Consider the following 17,950-nt stretch of genomic DNA (forward strand, 5'->3'; position numbering starts at 1 on the left):
AAATAATCGTCTTACTTGTATGGAGGAAAAATGAGAAAATTTATTTTCAAAAGACTAATAAGTTTAGTTCCTATTTTATTGGGAATTTCCATCATAACCTTTGCTTTATTGCAACTTGTTCCTGTTGATCCAGCAGAGGTCTACTTAAGATTGTCACAAATCCCGCCAACGGAGGAGGCCATTGCTGTTACTAGGGCTGAATTAGGATTGAATGACCCTCTGCACCAGCAATACATTCAATGGGTTAAAAATGTTTTCAGCTTAGATTTTGGAAAATCCTTTGTTACAAGAAATCCAGTATTGGAGGAATTATTATACTATTTTCCTGCGACTATTCAATTAACCCTAACTTCTTTAGTTTTAGTGATTATAATAAGTATTCCGATGGCTATTCTTTCAGCTCTCTACAAAGATACGATCGTTGATAATATCGGTCGATGCTTTGCTTTTTTAGGCGCCTCCATGCCTAGCTTTTGGGTAGGGCTCTTACTAATGTATGTGTTTTCATTAAAATTTGATTTGTTACCAGTAGCCGGTAGAGGCTCAATAAAACACTTGATTTTGCCTTCCTTTACTTTAGCACTAGGGTCGGTGGCCACCTACACGAGATTACTAAGGACTACATTGCTAGAAAATTTTAAGGAAAATTATGTTCTGTACGGTAGAACAAGAGGGTTAAAGGAGGGTTTTATTTTATTACGGCATGTTTTTAAAAATGCGATACTACCAGTGATTACAGCCTTTGGCATGAGTATGGGTTATATGCTGGCAGGAAGTGTTATCGTAGAGAATGTTTTTGCATGGCCAGGGGTAGGGCGATATATTATTTCTGCTATTTTCAATAGAGATTATCCTGTAATACAATGCTATGTTTTAATTATGGCAGTCATATTTGTCCTTTTGAATCTGTTGGTGGATATCCTCTATGGTATTTTAGATCCCCGTATTAGGATAGGAGGGGATGAGTAAATGGCGATAGTAATAAAAAAACCAAACAAATTTATAAGAAATCATATGGTGATCTTCAGTTCAGTTATATTGTTAGTAATGGTATGCTTTAGTTTACTAGCACCTGTTATAGCCCCAAATCATCCAGAGGATGTAGATTTACTGCAAAAATTGCAGGGAACCAGTAGAGATTTTCCTTTAGGTACTGATCATTTGGGGAGATGCATATTATCAAGATTGATTTACGGAACAAAGGTATCGGTGGGAACTGCAGTAGCAGTCATGTTGATAACAGTTAGTATCAGTATAGTAGTGGGAACTATTTCGGGGTATAAGGGGGGTCTTATAGACGATATGATCATGCGCTTATGTGATATGATCATGGCCTTCCCTAACCTTGTGTTGACATTGGTAATCATTGGAATGTTAGGGCCTGGTTTAAGAAACCTGATGATTGCAATGATTTTAGTTCACTGGGTAGGATATGCTAGGATTATTAGAGGTATGGTTTTAAGCCATAAAGAGAAAAATTTTATCCTCTCAGCAAAGGTCTCCGGCAGCTCTGATTTTAAAATTATATTTCAACATATTTTACCCAATGTTTTACCACAAATTATTGTACTAGCTACTTTAGACTTAGGAAGTGTTATATTACATATCTCAGGATTTTCTTTTCTAGGGTTAGGGATACGGCCTCCAGATCCAGAATGGGGTGCCATGCTAAATGATGGAAGACAGTTTATTAGAAGCAATCCGTCCCTTATGATTTACCCTGGTATTATGATTCTAATGACAGTAGTTTCCTTCAATCTATTGGGGGATGCCTTAAGAGATTTTCTTGAAGAAAAAAATTACTAAGGGAGATTTAGCCATGAAGAATGAAGTGGTTCTAAAAACAGATAATCTACAGGTTTTTTTACCCAATAACCAGGGAATCCTTCGTGCCGTCAATGGTGTCGACCTGGAAATTAAAAAGGGAAAAATACTTGGATTGGTTGGTGAAAGTGGCTGTGGTAAATCCGTCATGTCTCTATCTTTATTGGGATTGCTTAAAAATAAAGAATGGAAAATAGAAGGGGAGATTGAGTTAAGGGGTAAGAACCTCTTATCTCTTTCCAAAGAAGAAATGAGAAAAGTCCGGGGGAAAGAAATGGCAATGATTATGCAAAATCCTATGAGTGTTTTTGATCCCCTAACAACTATAGGAGGCCACTTTGTTGATACAATCCAAAATCATATAAAGATTACAACCAAAGAAGCGAAAAAAATAGCCCTAGAAAACCTAAAAAAAGTAAGCTTACCCAACCCGGAAAAAATAATGAAACAATATCCCTTTCAACTCAGTGGAGGCATGCTGCAAAGGGTGATGATTGCTATCGCCATTGCACTGAATCCGGCGGTGTTGATCGCAGACGAACCTACTACCGCAGTAGATGTAACGGTGCAGCACCAAATTTTAGGACAGTTAAAAAAATTGGTAAAGGAGCACAATACAGGAGTATTGCTAGTATCCCATGACCTTGGGGTTATTGCTCAAATGGCAGATGAGGTGGCTGTGATGTATTGTGGTTATATTGTAGAAAAAGCTCCAGTAGAAGAACTGTTCCGACATCCTGCCCATCCCTATACGAAAGGATTATTATCCTCTAGATTTCAACTTACTAAGAGACGGTTAAAACCCATAGAGGGTCAGCCGCCATCCCTTATAAATTTAAGCAATCAATGTCCCTTTTTAGAGAGATGTAATGAAGCAGAGGAGATATGTACTAAATATAGAATGGATGAGATTGGTGGCATAAAAAATCATCTAGTGAGATGTGCTAAATATGTCACTGGAAACGAGGTAATGCTCCATGAGCTTGCTTAAAGTAGAAAATGTCAGCAAAGTTTATAAGAGTGATAGGTTTTTATGGGGACAACAAAGGATTACTGAAGCTGTTAAAAATGTAGATTTAATCATAGAAGAAGGAACATGTTTAGGCTTGGTAGGGGAAAGTGGTTGCGGTAAAAGCACTCTAGGAAAGGTTATTCTTGGCTTACTAAAACCAAACGAAGGAGAAGTTATTTTTCAAGGAAAGAACTTTTGCAAATCAAATGGTAGGCGGCAATATGGATTGCGGAGGGATTTACAAGTAGTATTTCAGGACTATTCTAGTTCTGTAAATCCAAAACATAATGTAGAAAAAATAATTAGTGAGCCCATAAGAAACTATTTAAAACTTAGTCCGTTAGAAGAAAAAAAGAAGGTGCTAGAGCTTTTAGAAATAGTAGGATTAAATCAAAATGATATTAAGAAATACCCACATCAATTTAGTGGAGGACAATTGCAAAGAATTTGCATCGCAAAGGCGATTGCCCTGAAGCCTAAACTAATTGTTTTAGATGAAGCCATAAGTAGTTTAGATGTATCAGTACAGGCTCAAATCTTAAATTTACTGTTAAGTTTGAAGGAACAATTTCATCTATCCTATTTATTTATATCCCATGACATTGAAGCTGTCAGCTATATAGCTGATCGTGTGGCGATAATGTATTTAGGGAGAATTGTTGAAGAGGCAGAAAATATTAAGAATTTAGAGGAGTTAAAGCATCCCTATAGTAAAAAATTGCTAGCCTCTGTGTTGAATCCATACCCAGAGGAGGGAAAATTTCTAGACTCTTCCTTTGATGAAGTCTCCATCAGTAAACAAATCTCCTGCGGATGTAATTACATAGAGCGATGTGAAAAGGCAATGGAGATATGCCATCAGCAGGTGCCTACCTTTAATTCAGTGGCAGAGGGACATAAAATAGCCTGCCATTGTGAAGGGATATAAAGCAAGAGGGAACTTCTGCTAAAGGAAGCAGAAATTTTAAGAATATATTCAAACATCAATATAGAAAATCTATTTTATAAAGGGAGGTCTACTATGTCAATTCAAAACCGTATCGAAAATTATTGGAACAGTCGTGCAGGTGACTACAGTGAAAGTATTCAAAAAGAAATGAATTCTTTCCAAATTAATGCCTGGAGAAAGTTAATTAGTGAAAATGCTCCATCTAAAGCTAATATCAAAGCCTTAGATATAGGAACGGGGCCAGGATTTTTCACGATTGTTATGTCAGACTTAGGATACAAGGTTACTGCAGTGGACTGTACAGAAAACATGCTGTCGGAAGCAAGAAAAAATGTTGAGAGGGCAGGATTTACTGCAGAGTTTTTACAAGGGGATTGTCATCAACTACCCTTTGAAGATGCCTCCTTTGATCTAATTGTATGTAGAAATCTAGTTTGGACCCTAGTAGATCCTATAGGTGCCTATTGTGAATGGTATAGACTATTGAAGCCTGAAGGAAAATTACTGATATTTGATGCAAACTGGTATTTAAGATTAACAGATCCAGAGTTACAGAAACGTTTTGAAGAGGACAGAAAAAGGATCGTGGAATTAGGATATGAGCCCTCCTTAGACACATTAGAAGAAGAAAGCAGCAATATTGGGAAGGACTTATACTTAACCTTTAGAGTAAGACCTCAGTGGGATGCTGAAGCATTTTTGAACCAAGGTTTTAAGAAAATTTTTATAGATAAAGATATTACAGAGTTAGTGTGGGATGAAGAAAGAAAGGTAAGATATAGATGTACACCCATGTTTTTGGCAGGGGCAGAAAAATAGAGATATTTAATAGATTTTGATCAAGTGAAGTAAAAGTTTCGTCTAATTCTTTAATGTTTTGCTTTAAGAATTAAGATTGATAGGAAAAAAATAGCCTTTCTAACTTTTCTATAGATTTGAAGAGTGAAAATTTATAGGAAGGATTTTAAAGAGCACCAACAGTTAGGAGTTGAATAACATTGAATTTATACTTTAGGTTATTTACATTTCTTAAGGGAGCAAGGGGACAATTGGCACTGAAGATTTCTATAGGTCTATTCATGATGTCTACCTATGTGGGACAAGCCTTTGCCACTGCAGCTACTATGAGAAGGGTATTTGGAGGAGGAAGTGTAGATGAGATTTTTCCTCTTCTTTTAGTCATTGCAGTTTTAATTGTTATAAGAACCTTCCTATTTCGAATAGATGAAATCTACGGAAAAAAAATTGCTTGTCATATAAAGAACCGGCTAAGGGAACGTCTACTTATGAGATTGATGGATTTAGGTCCCGGCTATCAAGAAAACTATAGAAGTGGTAATCTGCAATCGGTATTAATCGATGGTGTAGAATCTCTTGAGCCATTTTTAACAGGATATATCCCTCAGCTGTTGGTATCTTTAATAGGATCTGGTGCTGTTGTTATATATATTTGGACTTTAGATCCTATAGTAGGATGGATTACGGCAGGGGGCCTCCTTATAGCTGTGGGGGCGCCACAAATAGGAAGTAATTTCTTTAAAAGAATTATTTTAGAATATTGGCAGTCCTATGCAAAATTAAATGCCCAATATATTGATGGTCTTCAGGGTATGACTACCTTGAAAGTTTTCCAAGCTAGCAAAATAAAAGGTCAAGAGCTGGAGGCAGAAGCAAAAGATGTTTACAGACGTTCTATGAAAAGCTTAGGAGCATCTTTATTGGATTCGGCTATTGTAAAATGGGGTGCAGCGGCTGGTGCAGCCTTTGCTACAGCAGTAGGAGCATTGAGAGTAACTACTGGAAATTTACCTCCCCAACATCTCTTCGTTATACTCTTTTTAACAGTAGAATGTTTTCGGCCTTTAAATGACTTAAACCGCTTATGGCATCAAAGCTTTTTAGGCTTTGCAGCTGCTAGAGGGATTTTCAATCTTTTAGATGAACCATTAATTGTAGAAGAGAGAAATGATAGCACCAGTATAGCTATTGAAGCGTCTTTGCCAGAATTAACCTTCAAAGAAGTTAGCTTTGCATACTCCGGAGGAAAAAGACCAGCGGTGAAAAATGTTTCCTTTCATATAAAATCAGGAGAAAAGGTTGCCTTTGTAGGAAAATCTGGTTCTGGCAAATCAACTATTGTTCAATTGATTATGAGATTTTTTGATCCTCAATCAGGTAGCATTCTTTTGAACGGAGAGGATATAAGAGAATATTCCTTTGAGGATTTACGGGATAAAATTGCTGTTGTTTTTCAGGATACTTATCTGTTTTATGGTACTGTTTCAGAAAATCTAAGGGTAGCCAACCCGAAAGCTACCCAAGAGGAATTAGAGAGGGCGGCACAACTGGCAGGTGCCCATGAATTTATTGCTGAACTCCCCCAAGGTTATGATACTGTGATTGGGGAAAGAGGAATCCGTCTTTCAGGGGGACAAAAACAAAGACTTTCTATTGCTAGAGCCTTCCTAAAGGATGCCCCCCTACTTATTCTAGATGAAGCCACATCCAATGTAGATGCCCTCAGTGAAGAAAAGATTCAACATGCTCTAGAGCATCTGATGAAAAATAAAACTACCATTTTGATTGCTCATCGTCTGTCAACTATTCAAAGTGCCGACAGGATTTTTGTAATGGATGATCAAGAGTTGAAGGAAGAAGGAAATCATCAGGAACTACTCTTTAAGAAAGGCTTTTATGCTCAGCTGATAAAAGCCCAGCATGAGTAAAGGAGGAATTGTAATGAAAAAGAAGGGGATTATAATTTTTAAAGCCTTAAAACTAGAGGGTTTTTATGGACTTCTAAGCTACTTAAAACCCTATCAAAAGGGGATGACTCTTTCTGTAATCAGTGGAACTCTTCACCATCTTCTTGCTATCCTTGGACCGGCCTTAGGAGCCTATCTAGTTGGAGTAGCTGTTGGTGGAGGAGAAAGATCGGATATTGTTACATATTTGCCGCTATTGGGAATTTTAGTTACAGGAAGGGTGCTAATGCATTATTCCGATATGTGGTTTGCCCATGAGGTGGCTTTTCGTATTTTAGTAGATTTTCGTGTGAAGCTCTATGCCGCTATTGAAAGAGTAGCTCCTGCCTATCTTTTAAAACAGCGATCTGGAGAACTGGCAGCTACCCTTATGGCAGATACAGAGGTGTTAGAATGGTTTTTTGCCCACACTGCAGGAGCTTTTTTAGTAGCGGTTATTGTACCCTTCATTACCCTGGCAATACTTTTTCAAATTCACTGGGCATTGAGTCTAGTGCTCCTACCCTTTATAATTATTCTGTTTAGTATCCCTTTTTGGTTCAAGAAGGAGGCGGACCGAGGAGGAACTGAAACAAGAGTGAAATTAGCGGCGGTTCATGGAGAAGCTATTGACGGTATACAGGGTTTACGGGAAATTGTATCCTTCAATTTTGGAGTGGGTTATAAAAAACGTCTTAGAAAATTTTCGGATGACTTGTATGAAAGTCAGCTTTCCTATGGAAAGAGGATGGGATTGGAAGGAGCTTTTCTAAATGCAGTCAGTTCACTGGGAATCGTGACAATTTTGGGGTTTTCAGCCCATCTGATTTTGCTGGGAGAAATAGAGCGTCAGTGGCTTCCAGTGATAATGATTCTTGCAGCAAATATCTTTAGTCCAATTTTAGAAGTGACTTCTATGGGAAGGAACTTTAGCATTATTTTAGCGGCAGCCCAACGGGTGGCTGGTGTATTAGAAACGAAGGAGATTGTAGAAGATCAAGGGATGAAAAACCTCGAAGGAGCAGAAAAGTTAAAAATTGAGTTTCGTGAGGTCTCTTTTGCCTATGAAAGTGATCTTCCTCTTGTTTTAAACAGAGCCTCCTTTCAGGTAAACCCTGGGGAAACAGTGGCCTTAGTAGGGGAATCAGGAGTTGGGAAAACAACCTCTATTAATCTACTGCAACGGTTTTGGGATGTTGATGGAGGAAAGATTACCATTAATGGAATAGATATTCGAGATCTATCGATAGATGCCCTTCGGTCACTGATCACTGTGGTACCACAGGATATTTACTTATTTAATATGTCTATTAGAGACAACATTCGTTTAAGTAATCCTAATGCTACCCATCAGGAGGTGGAGGAAGCCGCTAAGGCAGCCTATATTCATGAATTTATTATGAGTCTACCGGAAGGATACGATACAAATACAGGAGAACGGGGATTGCAGATGTCAGGAGGACAAAGACAGCGTTTGGCCATTGCCAGAGCCTTCTTGAAAAATTCTCCCATTCTTATCCTTGATGAAGCTTTATCCAGCTTAGATACGGAAAACGAACGACTATTGCAGCAATCTCTAAACAATTTGAGAAAAGGCAGGACTACTTTAATTGTTGCCCATCGTCTGTCAACTTTTAGAGAGGCTGATGGATTGGTGGTACTTCAGAATGGAAAAGTAACGGAGATAGGAAATCACGCTGCATTAGTGGAAAAAAGAGGCTATTATTTTGAGCTTATTACAGGTCAGCTATCTTCTATTGCTGTATAGAAGTATAACGCTAAGAGGCATCTATACTACATTGCCTAAGCTAGTATAGGTGATAAAGTTGATATAGAGCACATTAAAATATGCATCATAAACTAGAAATAAAAACTTTTTAATGAGAGGGATATAAGAGATGAAAATGAAAAAGAGCAAAAAGATTTATGGGATAATGGTACTGGTTTTATTCATTAGTATCATAGCAACTGGATGTGGGAATACAACGCAAACAGTACAGCCTAAAGGAGGAGTAGAGGGAATTGTTGTAACAGATTTAGCCGGAAGAGAAGTAATGCTTCAGGGTACTATTCAAAAAACAGTTGTAAACTGGAGTGGTGCTGGTGGCGCCTTTATGACGATGTCAGCATTATTAGGGGAAGATGTTGCTGATTATATTGTTGGATGGGGAAATTCCCTTCCACAACATCGTTATGATATGTATGAGCAATACTTGAAAACTATTCCTAGTTTAGCAGATATTGTTGATATAGGTAATGTAGAAAACGATGATTTCAATACGGAAAAGGTTATTCAACTAAATACTGATGTGGTGATTCTCACATTGCAGGTGAAGGAACAAGCAGAAAAGTCAGTCCTCCCAGCCTTGGAAGCTGCTGGAATCCCCGTTGTTTTTATTGATCATCATGCACAAACTCTTGAAAACCACAGAGTTATTAGGAAAAATATTTAATCAAGAGGAAAGAGCAAATGAAATAATTGATTTCTACACATCAAAAACTAACGAAGTTAAAAATAGATTAAGCGAAACCGAAAAAGAAAAACCAAGTGTGTATATTGAGGTTGGAAGTAAAGGGCCTGCGGAATATGGTAATAGCTATGGAGATAGCGTTATGTGGGGAGCCTTAGCTAAAGACAGTGGTGGAGACAATATTGCTGCTGGCATTATTAATACTTGGGAGCCCATTAATCCAGAATTTTTGCTTAGGGCGAACCCAGACTATATCATTATGACGGGTTCTTACTGGCCAGCTACCCCTGACTCCCTACGTTTAGGTTTCCTATCAACCGAAGAAGCATCTCAAGAACTTTTAAAATCCTTTACCCAAAGGAGTGGTTGGGAAGGACTTAAAGCAGTAGAAAATAAAAATGTTTACGCTATTCATCATGGATTAGGAAGAGAAATGTATGATTGTGCTGCAACTGAGTTTTTTGCAAAAGTATTATATACAGAAGAATTTGCTGATATCAACCCTATGGCTACGTTACAAGAATACTATGATAGATTTTTACCCTTTGATTTATCTGGAGTATGGATGATGCAGCTAAAATAGTCCTGATTCAATCCATGCTAGATTATCAAAGAAAGGACTTGATTACATGGAAAATACAATAGAAATTTATGATTATAAAGCTGACATCAGACGTAAATCTCTATATTTACTAGTGGGGGTTCTTATTTGTCTTCTTAGCTTAATAGGGAATGTTTTAGTTGGACCTGCTTGGTTAACGCCTATAATAGACAATCTTACTATATACGCTTTTTAGTTTTTAGCTGAAATTTATTCCATGGTAAAACTTTCATTCATGCTTTTGCCGTGATAATAATGATAAACAGCATTGACAAAAGGACCATAATTCATTAAAATTTTAATGGATTGGGTCTTTTTATACATAGAAGCTATTTCTATAAACTCCTTAATTTCTTTAAGTATTTTGACAAACGCAAGAAGTATAACTTTTTAAGAAAAAATGTGCTTTACAAAAAAATTAGAACTAATTTAGAAAGGGGTTTCGATATGTATTCATTTACACCTAGAGGGGTATGTGCACAACAAATGATTTTCTCCATCAATGATGGTATAGTCAGAGATGTAGTGATCTATGGAGGATGTCCTGGTAACCTACAAGCAGTTAGTCGACTGATTGAGGGCATGCAGGCAGAGGAAGCAATTACCAAGTTAAGAGGTATTACCTGTGGAGGAAAAGTCACATCTTGTCCTGACCAGCTGGCTACAGCGCTGGAGGCAAGCATAAAAAAGCAAGCTGGCTAAACTTTACACGGAATAATCGTTGTAGGTTATAGTATTAGCCTTCTATCAATACATACGTATGTGGCGGCTGTTTTGAGGATAGAGAAGATAATAGCCTTGATATAAAGGTTGTGTAGGATTTTAAGTAAAAATTGAAGTGAGTTTGAATATTTGAAGTTCCCTCAGATTAAGTTTGAGGGAATTTTTAATTATAGAAATATTTTATGAAGAATTATTTTTTAATAGAAATTATCAATTAGATATATATTATTTCGAATGCTACAATTACTTTAAAAGCATCGACAAAATAAGATAAATACTTTTTAAAAAGATACTAAATTTACTTTTTATGTATGAATAGTAATTGAACTATTTTAGAAGACCAAATATTGAAAACGACAGGGATAATAATGTATCTAAACTTATTTTTATACTGATTTTTTAACATAGATAAGAATATTTACCCTTTAAGAGAAATGTGAAGAGACTTTAGTTGCAAAGGAGGTTTACATTGAGTATCTATATAAATATCATCTCTGGATTTTTGGGAGCTGGCAAGACTACATTTTTGAAAAAGATCATTCCAAAGATGAAAGGCAAAGTTGTTTTAATTGAAAATGAATTTGGTGATATTGGAGTTGATGGAGACTTGATTCCAAAGGAATTTCCCATTAGAGAAATCTATGCTGGATGCATTTGTTGTAGCGTAGTACAAGATTTTAGAAAAGCTATAGAAGAGCTGGCTTTAGAATATAAACCAGATCATATATTAATCGAGCCATCTGGTGTAGGGAGTCTTTCAGACATAATAAAGATTTGTGAGAGTATTTCTAAAAAATCAGATCTGGATATAAGAATAAAACACTTAATAACCATTGTAGATGTGAGTGCATTTGAGGATTATGTGGAAAATTTTGGTGGGTTCTATTTAGATCAAATTCGGAATGCCCATATTATTTTTTTAAGCCACTTTGACAAAATAGAACACAAAGAAATGGTAAGAATTATTTCCCAAATAAGGTTAAATAATCAAACAGCTTTTATTTTAAAGGAAGCGTGGCATTCCCACGATGGTGAAGAAATCATTGAAATGTTAAATACAGTGAATAGCTATGAAATTGCTTCTAAAGAAAAGCCTGTATTAATGCCTGCAAATAGAATGTTTAGTACCTTTTCTATTGCTAATCCAAGAATTTTTTCTGAGAAAGAGATTGATACAATGTTAGCTTCTTTAAAGGACAAGGAATATGGTTCTATTTTGAGGGCTAAAGGAATTCTAGAACTTAATACGAAGCAATTTATTCATTTCAATTTTACACCCCATCATGATCATTGGGAATACCTAGAGGAATGTAAGGCGACGAAAGTAGTTATTATTGGTAGTGATTTAAATAAACAAAAAATATCAGAAGGATTTCAAAAATAGTTCGGAGGGGTCAACATGAGCAAAATTATTGACTTTCAGTGTACCTATGATAATTCTGTTGGAATCAATAAAGAAGTTACGCAAAACCTTGATTTAGAATTTCCCCAAGCCTATAAAAACTGGGATAGTATGGCCCTACTAGCCGAAGCTTTGAAAGATCATAACAAGGCAACTTTTTGTGAACTTCCATTTTGTCATACAGTTGAAGGGGAAGCAATGGGTGGAAGCATAAATTATGGGGATGAGAACATCGGACCAAGGGCAAAAGATTATATTTGTACAACTGCAGAAGAGTTGTTAGCCTTGCCTGAAATTGATTATTCAAAAGGACGTATTTCAGAAGTTTTAAAGGCTTGTAAATATTTACGACAAAAAGGAGAAAATGTGGTCCTATATATTTCAGGACCTTTTACAATTTTGAATGTTTTAATGGATCCACGTCATGTTTTTAAAATATTTAGAAAAAAACCGGAGGTTATGAAGGCTATTTTTGATAAATTCCAAAAGGAAATAGTGGGGTTTGTGGAAGAAGCACAAAAATCAGGGGTGAATATGATTAGTTACGGTGATTCCACAGGAGGGTTAAATATTTTAGGTCCTAAGCTTTCGGAAGAAGTGGTAGAAATGTTTACTTATCCATTATTTAAAAGGATTGAAGAAATCCTCAATGATAAAACTATTGTATTACTCTGTCCTAAAACGACCTTTGCGCTTTTAGGAACAGATAAAGCTGTTTGGCATGACATTGATCTAGGTGTCCCCATAAGATATTCTGAAGCCTGTGTAAAGGTGATTGGGCAAACAAAATTTGTTGGGCAAATGTGCATTAAAAATAAAGAATTTGAATTGAAAAATGGGATAATCAAAAGAATTAGCTTGCTTTAATTATAAATACTAAAAAAAGTATAACAATGAGTGAGTAGTTTAAACAGAACTGATTGATTAAGGGAGGATATACTATGCACAAAGATGATAAAATGACACCAAATGAGCGATTGACTGCCTTCATGACAGGAAAACCTATGGACAGAATATTGGCTATGCCAGTACTTTGTTCTATGTCAGGATTGGCATTAGGAATGACCCATAAGGAAAAAAGGAGCAGTGCTCTCAATGAAGCGAATGCACAAGTTGCTTGCTACGAGAGATTCGGAAATGATTTAACAATTATTGAATATGGATTACATGGGGTGGGGGCAGCTCTAGGAAGTCAGATGAGTGACCCAGAGGACTCCATACCAGCAATTATGAAATATACTTTAGATAATCTAAATGATGTGGATCAACTGGATATGTCTAAACTGGAACTAAAAAATGATAAAAAGTTCCAATTACATGTTGAAGCTACAAAAATATTAATTGATGAAGTAGGAAAAGAGGTACCAACTGGCGTTTTAATATCTGGACCTTTTACTGCAGCTGCAAGTATCTATCAAACAGAACATTTATTAAGAGCAACTAGAAAAAATCCTGAAAAGTTACATCAATTGATTAACTTCTGCAATGAAGGATTAAAGATGATTTATAGAGAGTTTATAAAAGCAGGTGCTATTATTCTATTATGTGACCCGATTGCATCAGGAACAATTCTTAATCAAAAACAATATTTAGAATTTGTTTTGCCCTACACCATAGATTTAATGAAGGATATTCATGATGCTAAGGGAATGGTTTGTTACCACATCTGTGGAGACACAACTGCAATTGTAGGAGATATGGTGAAATCAGGGTGTGATATGCTCAGTATCGATAATAGAGTTGACTTGGCATATACAAAAGAAGTAGCAGGAGATAAAGTTCCTATTCTTGGCAATGTAGATCCAGTAGAGGTGTTGATTTTGGGGAATACCAAGGATGTAGATTTAACGGTTAAAAATTGTATCCAAAAGGCCTATGATAGTCCTTGTGGATATATCTTGGCATCAGGATGTGATCTTTCAGGGGAGGTCCCTTTGGAAAACCTTGATCAATTTATGGCTTCTGCTAGAAAATATGGAAAGTGGCCGTTAGATCCAAAAAACTTCGTTTAAAATATGAATCTATTAAACAACAAAACTGGAGGGTAAACTATGTCAGCATCAAAAGAAGAATTATTCAAAAGATTATCAGACGGTGTGGTAGATATGGAAGAGGAAGATGTGATAGAAGCTTGTAATGAATATGTGGAGGCAGGATATCCCATATTTGACGGAATTATGGATGGACTAGTAGACGGCATGAACCGTGCAAGTCAATTGTATGAGGATGAGGAATATTTTGTTACGGATGTGTTATTATGTTCAGATGCTATGTATGAAGGATTGTCAATTTTAAGACCTCATCTTCCTTCAGATGAGGCAGAAAAGGAAAAAATAAAAGGTGTAATAGGCGTAGTAGAAGGAGATACCCATGATATTGGGAAAAATCTAGTAAAGATCATGTTAGAGACAGCTGGGTTTGAGATGATTGACTTGGGAAGAGACGTTCCGTTGCAGAGCTTTGTTGATAAGGCTAAAGAAGTTAATGCTTCATTTGTATGTATGTCAACATTAATGACAACAACAATGGGTGGAATGAATACAGTTGTAGATCTATTAAAAGAAGCTGGTATGAGAGAAGAAGTTAAAGTGATTATAGGTGGAGGACCTATTTCTAAGAAATTTGCTGATAAGATTGGTGCAGATGGCTATTCTCCTAATGCAGTTGAAGCAGTTAAATTAATAAAAAAACTGCTCGCTATAGCGTAGAAAGAGGTGAGGGCTATGTTATCATCAAAAGAACGGCTAAATAAGGTCTTCAGCCGAGAAAAAGTTGATAGACCACCCTGTATTTGTCCTGGCGGCATGATGAATATGGTTTCAACAGATATTATGGAAGAAGTAGACATTAGATTCCCAGAAGCCCATATGGATGCGGAAATGATGGCTGATTTGGCAACAGCAGTATATGAAAAAGGTTGCTTTGAAAATTATGGTGTTCCTTTTTGCATGACGATTGAGGCAGAAGATATGGGTGCGAAAGTCGATATGGGTACAAATATTTATGAGCCTCATGTTGTAGAATATGTAATTAACTCTGTAAAAGAATGGGAAAATCTTTCGAAAATTAATAGCCAACAGGGAAGAGCAAAAGTAGTGATTGATGCAATAAAACTGTTGAAATCAAAGGGTAATGATGTGCCGATTATAGGAAATCTAACTGGACCTATTAGTACAGCCAGTTCTCTAATGGAGCCTGTGGTTTTTTATAAAGAATTGAGAAAAAATAATGCTAAGGCCCATGAATTCATGAATTTTGTTACAGAGCAGTTAATTCTATTTGCAAAAAAACAAATAGAAGCAGGGGCAGATATCATCGCGATTTCTGATCCAAGTGGCACAGGCGAAATTTTAGGGCCAAAGCTATTTGAAGAATTTGCTGTGAAATACATCAATAAAATGATCGATAGTATACAAAAAGAAAATAAAGCTACAATTGTACACATATGTGGTCAGATGAAGAATGTATACTCAGAAGTAAATCAAATAAGAAGTGATGTACTAAGCTTTGATTCTATCGTGAGCATGAAGGATGCTAGAAAAAATTTGGGAGATAGATTGTTAATGGGGAATGTAAGCACTTATACAATTGAATTTGGAGAACCAAAGAAAATTGCTGAACTAACTCAAAAATGTGTAAAAGACGGAGCAAATATCATATCCCCTGCATGTGGACTTGGAATGAAGTCCCCCCTAAAAAATATAAAATCAATGATAGAATCCTTAACAAAAGGAGCTGCTATCATCGATGCCTAAGATTTTTATTAAGAACAAGAATAAAACGATAGACTATGTATCTAATAAAGATTTATTGCAAATGTTGTTAGAAAATGAAATATTTGTGGATAATCCCTGTAATGGTAAAGGATCATGTGGCAAATGTAAGATTAGACTTTTAGAAGGAAATCTACCGGCTATGTCAGAAACAGAAGAGAAGTTTTTAAAAAAGGAAGAAATTATTTCAGGTATAAGACTGTCTTGTTTCGTAGTACCACAAGAAGATATTGTAATTGAAGTCTTACAAAAAGAAAGAAAGCATGAGATACTTACAACTGGATATATGCCTAGTTTTGAAATTAACTCTGCAATTCATAAAGAGACTTTTGAAATAGATAAACCTACATTACAGAATCAAAGTGCATTTGAGGATTCCCTATGCAAGGCATTTGGTATTGAAAAATTTGATTGGCGATTATTACAGCAGCATGAAATTACAGATGGAAAAGTCACGGGAGTTTTTAATGATAAAGATTTGATTGGGATTGAGTCAGGTGATACGACAGATCTTCTTTATGGAGTAGCTATTGATATTGGAACGACGACAGTGGTAGCAGCATTGATTGATATGAAAACTGGTAATGAATTAACCACAGCTTCAATGATTAATCCTCAAAAAAAATTTGGGCTTGATGTTTTAACTAGAATCACCTATGAACTGGAGAATCCAGGAGATTCTAAAGAAAAGTTGCAGCATGCAATTGTAAATGCTATCAATGAGATGATTGAAACTATGTGTAATCAATTTAATATCGACAGAAAATATATATATGAAATTTCTATTGCTGCAAACTGTACAATGATGCATTTTCTTTTGGGAATTGATGCAACGTCTATAGGAAAGTCTCCCTATGCACCAGTATTTGTAAAATCAAAAAATATACGAGCAAAAGATATTGGTTTAAAGGGATCTCCCGGTGCAAGATTATATTGTCTTCCAGCCGTGTCATCTTATATAGGGGCGGATATAGTAGCAGGTGCATATGTTTGCCAACTACAAAAAAACAGCGGAAATCTTTTATTTATAGATATTGGAACCAATGGGGAAATCGTCTTATCCAAGAATGGAAAGCTATTGTCCTGTTCCTGTGCTGCAGGACCAGCTTTAGAGGGCATGAATATTAGTTCAGGCATGAGGGCAGCGGAGGGAGCAATTGAAGATATAGAAATCACTGAAAAAGGGATTGAACTTCAAGTAATAGGGAACGAAGAACCCATAGGAATATGTGGAAGTGGGATATTAGCTGCTTTGAAAGAGTTAATCCGCATAGGACTTGTAAAAAAAGACGGGGCATTCATAAAAAAGGAAAAACTAGAGGAAGTAGATTATCGTTATGATATGATCCAATTAGATGAAAAAAAACGAAAATTTGTTTTAAAGAGTGGCCCAGAACAGCTTTTTATTACTCAAGCAGATGTTCGTCAGGTACAATTAGCAAAAGGAGCTATTCTTTCTGGTTTTTACGCTCTACTAAAACAGGCAAATATTGATATGAATCAGCTTGATAAAATTATGATAGCAGGGCAATTTGGAGCTCATTTATCTGCTGATAGTTTAGTAGGAACGGGAATTTTGCCAGAAGAGGTTAAGGACAAAATAGTATATGTAGGGAATTCTTCTAAAACAGGAGCATATATGGCTCTTATGTCTGTTGAGGCGAAGAAACAAATTGAAGAACTAGCTAATCAAATGGATTATATGGAACTGGGAGCATCGGAAGGGTATGAGAGACTGTTTGTCCAGTGTCTTCAATTTGGAAATTAGAAAAGTATTATACCAGTAAGAAATCATAGAGACAGGTACTTTGATTGGACAAAAGAATTATGACATAATTCCAAATATAGTACTAGGCAAAAGTATATTGAAGCCATAAGGTACAACTGGTAGATATGTTTCCTCATATGAGGCATTGTGGAGGTAATAACGCTGTTGCAGAAAGCCTGAGGCAGAAGATATAGAAAAAATGATGACCTGGCACATGAAAAATGATTAGAAAAAGAACAAAGAAAATATGAAAAGACATAAGCGTGGTTGATACCGAGAGGTAAAGAGACGCTAATGTCTTTTTTATATAAATACAATTTGTTACAGATAATATCCAAGTTATTACACATGTGCTGATTCTAATAATGAATTTGGTACAATAAATTTCGAAAGGAGGAGAGATCTGGATCAAATCAAGTGTGTTAAAATATATCTTGAGTTTTACACCTTAGAGAGAAAATAAAAGCCTTCAACCTTTGTATTGCAAAGGGTGCAGGCTTTTTGATTTATTCAATAACCTGTAGTTCTACAGATTATTTTTTAGTTCGAGATATGATATTTTTAACTTCTCCCAAGGTCATAAATCTCTTGGAGAAATCTATGTTGCTTGCTTTTCCTAAATCTTCTACAACTTCATCGTAATAGTCAAACATATAGTAATTCTTGTCTACGTAAGTCCCAGT

General features: G+C 36.0%; 16 protein-coding genes. All 16 read left to right on the plus strand.

All coding sequences use genetic code 11. From position 1 onward, the window contains the following. Window positions 1-30 precede the first annotated feature (30 nt). The 16 genes from opp1B (at window position 31) to CHB72_RS20035 (ending at window position 17,267) form a co-directional block, all read left to right on the plus strand. Window positions 31-969 carry a nickel/cobalt ABC transporter permease gene (gene opp1B / locus CHB72_RS19960; RefSeq protein ID WP_089284638.1) on the plus strand — a complete coding sequence of 313 codons (939 nt, stop codon included), beginning with the start codon at window positions 31-33 and terminating at the stop codon, window positions 967-969. Then, window positions 970-1,806 carry a nickel ABC transporter permease subunit NikC gene (gene nikC, locus CHB72_RS19965; RefSeq protein WP_089284639.1) on the plus strand — a complete coding sequence of 279 codons (837 nt, stop codon included), beginning with the start codon at window positions 970-972 and terminating at the stop codon, window positions 1,804-1,806. It abuts the gene before it with no gap. Window positions 1,807-1,819: 13 nt separating this feature from the next. Then, window positions 1,820-2,815 carry an ABC transporter ATP-binding protein gene (locus CHB72_RS19970; protein WP_089284657.1) on the plus strand — a complete coding sequence of 332 codons (996 nt, stop codon included), beginning with the start codon at window positions 1,820-1,822 and terminating at the stop codon, window positions 2,813-2,815. Then, a complete protein-coding gene (locus CHB72_RS19975) occupies window positions 2,802-3,764 on the plus strand; it encodes an oligopeptide/dipeptide ABC transporter ATP-binding protein (RefSeq protein WP_089284640.1) in 963 nt (320 codons plus the stop codon). Before CHB72_RS19970 ends, CHB72_RS19975 begins: the two co-directional genes overlap by 14 nt. A gap of 93 nt (window positions 3,765-3,857) precedes the next feature. Beyond that, complete coding sequence (locus tag CHB72_RS19980) at window positions 3,858-4,604, plus strand: class I SAM-dependent methyltransferase (RefSeq protein WP_089284641.1); 747 nt, start codon at window positions 3,858-3,860, stop codon at window positions 4,602-4,604. A 179-nt stretch (window positions 4,605-4,783) separates the two neighbouring features. After that, window positions 4,784-6,511, plus strand: a complete 1,728-nt coding sequence (locus tag CHB72_RS19985; protein ID WP_089284642.1) for an ABC transporter ATP-binding protein/permease — start codon at window positions 4,784-4,786, stop codon at window positions 6,509-6,511. Between the two features lie 13 nt (window positions 6,512-6,524). Then, a complete protein-coding gene (locus CHB72_RS19990; protein WP_089284643.1) occupies window positions 6,525-8,297 on the plus strand; it encodes an ABC transporter ATP-binding protein in 1,773 nt (590 codons plus the stop codon). A gap of 130 nt (window positions 8,298-8,427) precedes the next feature. Next, complete coding sequence (locus tag CHB72_RS19995; RefSeq protein ID WP_089284644.1) at window positions 8,428-8,982, plus strand: TroA family protein; 555 nt, start codon at window positions 8,428-8,430, stop codon at window positions 8,980-8,982. Beyond that, complete coding sequence (locus tag CHB72_RS20000) at window positions 8,918-9,583, plus strand: ABC transporter substrate-binding protein (RefSeq protein ID WP_207652614.1); 666 nt, start codon at window positions 8,918-8,920, stop codon at window positions 9,581-9,583. Before CHB72_RS19995 ends, CHB72_RS20000 begins: the two co-directional genes overlap by 65 nt. 465 nt (window positions 9,584-10,048) lie before the next feature. Continuing rightward, complete coding sequence (locus CHB72_RS20005; protein ID WP_089284646.1) at window positions 10,049-10,303, plus strand: TIGR03905 family TSCPD domain-containing protein; 255 nt, start codon at window positions 10,049-10,051, stop codon at window positions 10,301-10,303. 490 nt (window positions 10,304-10,793) lie between these two features. Beyond that, window positions 10,794-11,708, plus strand: a complete 915-nt coding sequence (locus CHB72_RS20010) for a CobW family GTP-binding protein (protein ID WP_089284647.1) — start codon at window positions 10,794-10,796, stop codon at window positions 11,706-11,708. 15 nt (window positions 11,709-11,723) lie between these two features. Next, on the plus strand, window positions 11,724-12,593 hold the full coding sequence (locus tag CHB72_RS20015; protein WP_089284648.1) for a uroporphyrinogen decarboxylase family protein: 870 nt from the start codon (window positions 11,724-11,726) through the stop codon (window positions 12,591-12,593). 74 nt (window positions 12,594-12,667) lie between these two features. Then, entirely contained in the window at window positions 12,668-13,738 is a 1,071-nt protein-coding gene (locus CHB72_RS20020) for a uroporphyrinogen decarboxylase family protein (protein WP_089284649.1), read from the plus strand. Between the two features lie 39 nt (window positions 13,739-13,777). Then, window positions 13,778-14,434 carry a corrinoid protein gene (locus CHB72_RS20025; protein ID WP_089284650.1) on the plus strand — a complete coding sequence of 219 codons (657 nt, stop codon included), beginning with the start codon at window positions 13,778-13,780 and terminating at the stop codon, window positions 14,432-14,434. A 15-nt stretch (window positions 14,435-14,449) separates the two neighbouring features. Continuing rightward, complete coding sequence (locus CHB72_RS20030) at window positions 14,450-15,481, plus strand: methylcobamide:CoM methyltransferase MtbA (protein ID WP_089284651.1); 1,032 nt, start codon at window positions 14,450-14,452, stop codon at window positions 15,479-15,481. Continuing rightward, window positions 15,474-17,267 (plus strand): ASKHA domain-containing protein, encoded by a 1,794-nt coding sequence (locus CHB72_RS20035; RefSeq protein ID WP_089284652.1) that lies wholly within the window; start codon window positions 15,474-15,476, stop codon window positions 17,265-17,267. Before CHB72_RS20030 ends, CHB72_RS20035 begins: the two co-directional genes overlap by 8 nt. Window positions 17,268-17,950 lie beyond the last annotated feature (683 nt).

The organism is Anaerovirgula multivorans, from assembly GCF_900188145.1.
Lineage (GTDB): Bacteria > Bacillota > Clostridia > Peptostreptococcales > Natronincolaceae > Anaerovirgula > Anaerovirgula multivorans.

Excerpts from the sequence above, each read along its gene's own strand:
- opp1B (WP_089284638.1), top strand. The coding sequence starts at position 31 with ATGAGAAAATTTATTTTCAAAAGACTAATAAGTTTAGTTCCTATTTTA.
- CHB72_RS20030 (WP_089284651.1), top strand. The coding sequence starts at position 14,450 with ATGTTATCATCAAAAGAACGGCTAAATAAGGTCTTCAGCCGAGAAAAA.
- CHB72_RS19990 (WP_089284643.1), top strand. The coding sequence starts at position 6,525 with ATGAAAAAGAAGGGGATTATAATTTTTAAAGCCTTAAAACTAGAGGGT.
- CHB72_RS20005 (WP_089284646.1), top strand. The coding sequence starts at position 10,049 with ATGTATTCATTTACACCTAGAGGGGTATGTGCACAACAAATGATTTTC.
- CHB72_RS20020 (WP_089284649.1), top strand. The coding sequence starts at position 12,668 with ATGCACAAAGATGATAAAATGACACCAAATGAGCGATTGACTGCCTTC.
- CHB72_RS20025 (WP_089284650.1), top strand. The coding sequence starts at position 13,778 with ATGTCAGCATCAAAAGAAGAATTATTCAAAAGATTATCAGACGGTGTG.
- CHB72_RS20035 (WP_089284652.1), top strand. The coding sequence starts at position 15,474 with ATGCCTAAGATTTTTATTAAGAACAAGAATAAAACGATAGACTATGTA.
- CHB72_RS19995 (WP_089284644.1), top strand. The coding sequence starts at position 8,428 with ATGAAAATGAAAAAGAGCAAAAAGATTTATGGGATAATGGTACTGGTT.
- CHB72_RS20015 (WP_089284648.1), top strand. The coding sequence starts at position 11,724 with ATGAGCAAAATTATTGACTTTCAGTGTACCTATGATAATTCTGTTGGA.
- CHB72_RS19970 (WP_089284657.1), top strand. The coding sequence starts at position 1,820 with ATGAAGAATGAAGTGGTTCTAAAAACAGATAATCTACAGGTTTTTTTA.
- CHB72_RS19975 (WP_089284640.1), top strand. The coding sequence starts at position 2,802 with ATGAGCTTGCTTAAAGTAGAAAATGTCAGCAAAGTTTATAAGAGTGAT.
- CHB72_RS19980 (WP_089284641.1), top strand. The coding sequence starts at position 3,858 with ATGTCAATTCAAAACCGTATCGAAAATTATTGGAACAGTCGTGCAGGT.
- nikC (WP_089284639.1), top strand. The coding sequence starts at position 970 with ATGGCGATAGTAATAAAAAAACCAAACAAATTTATAAGAAATCATATG.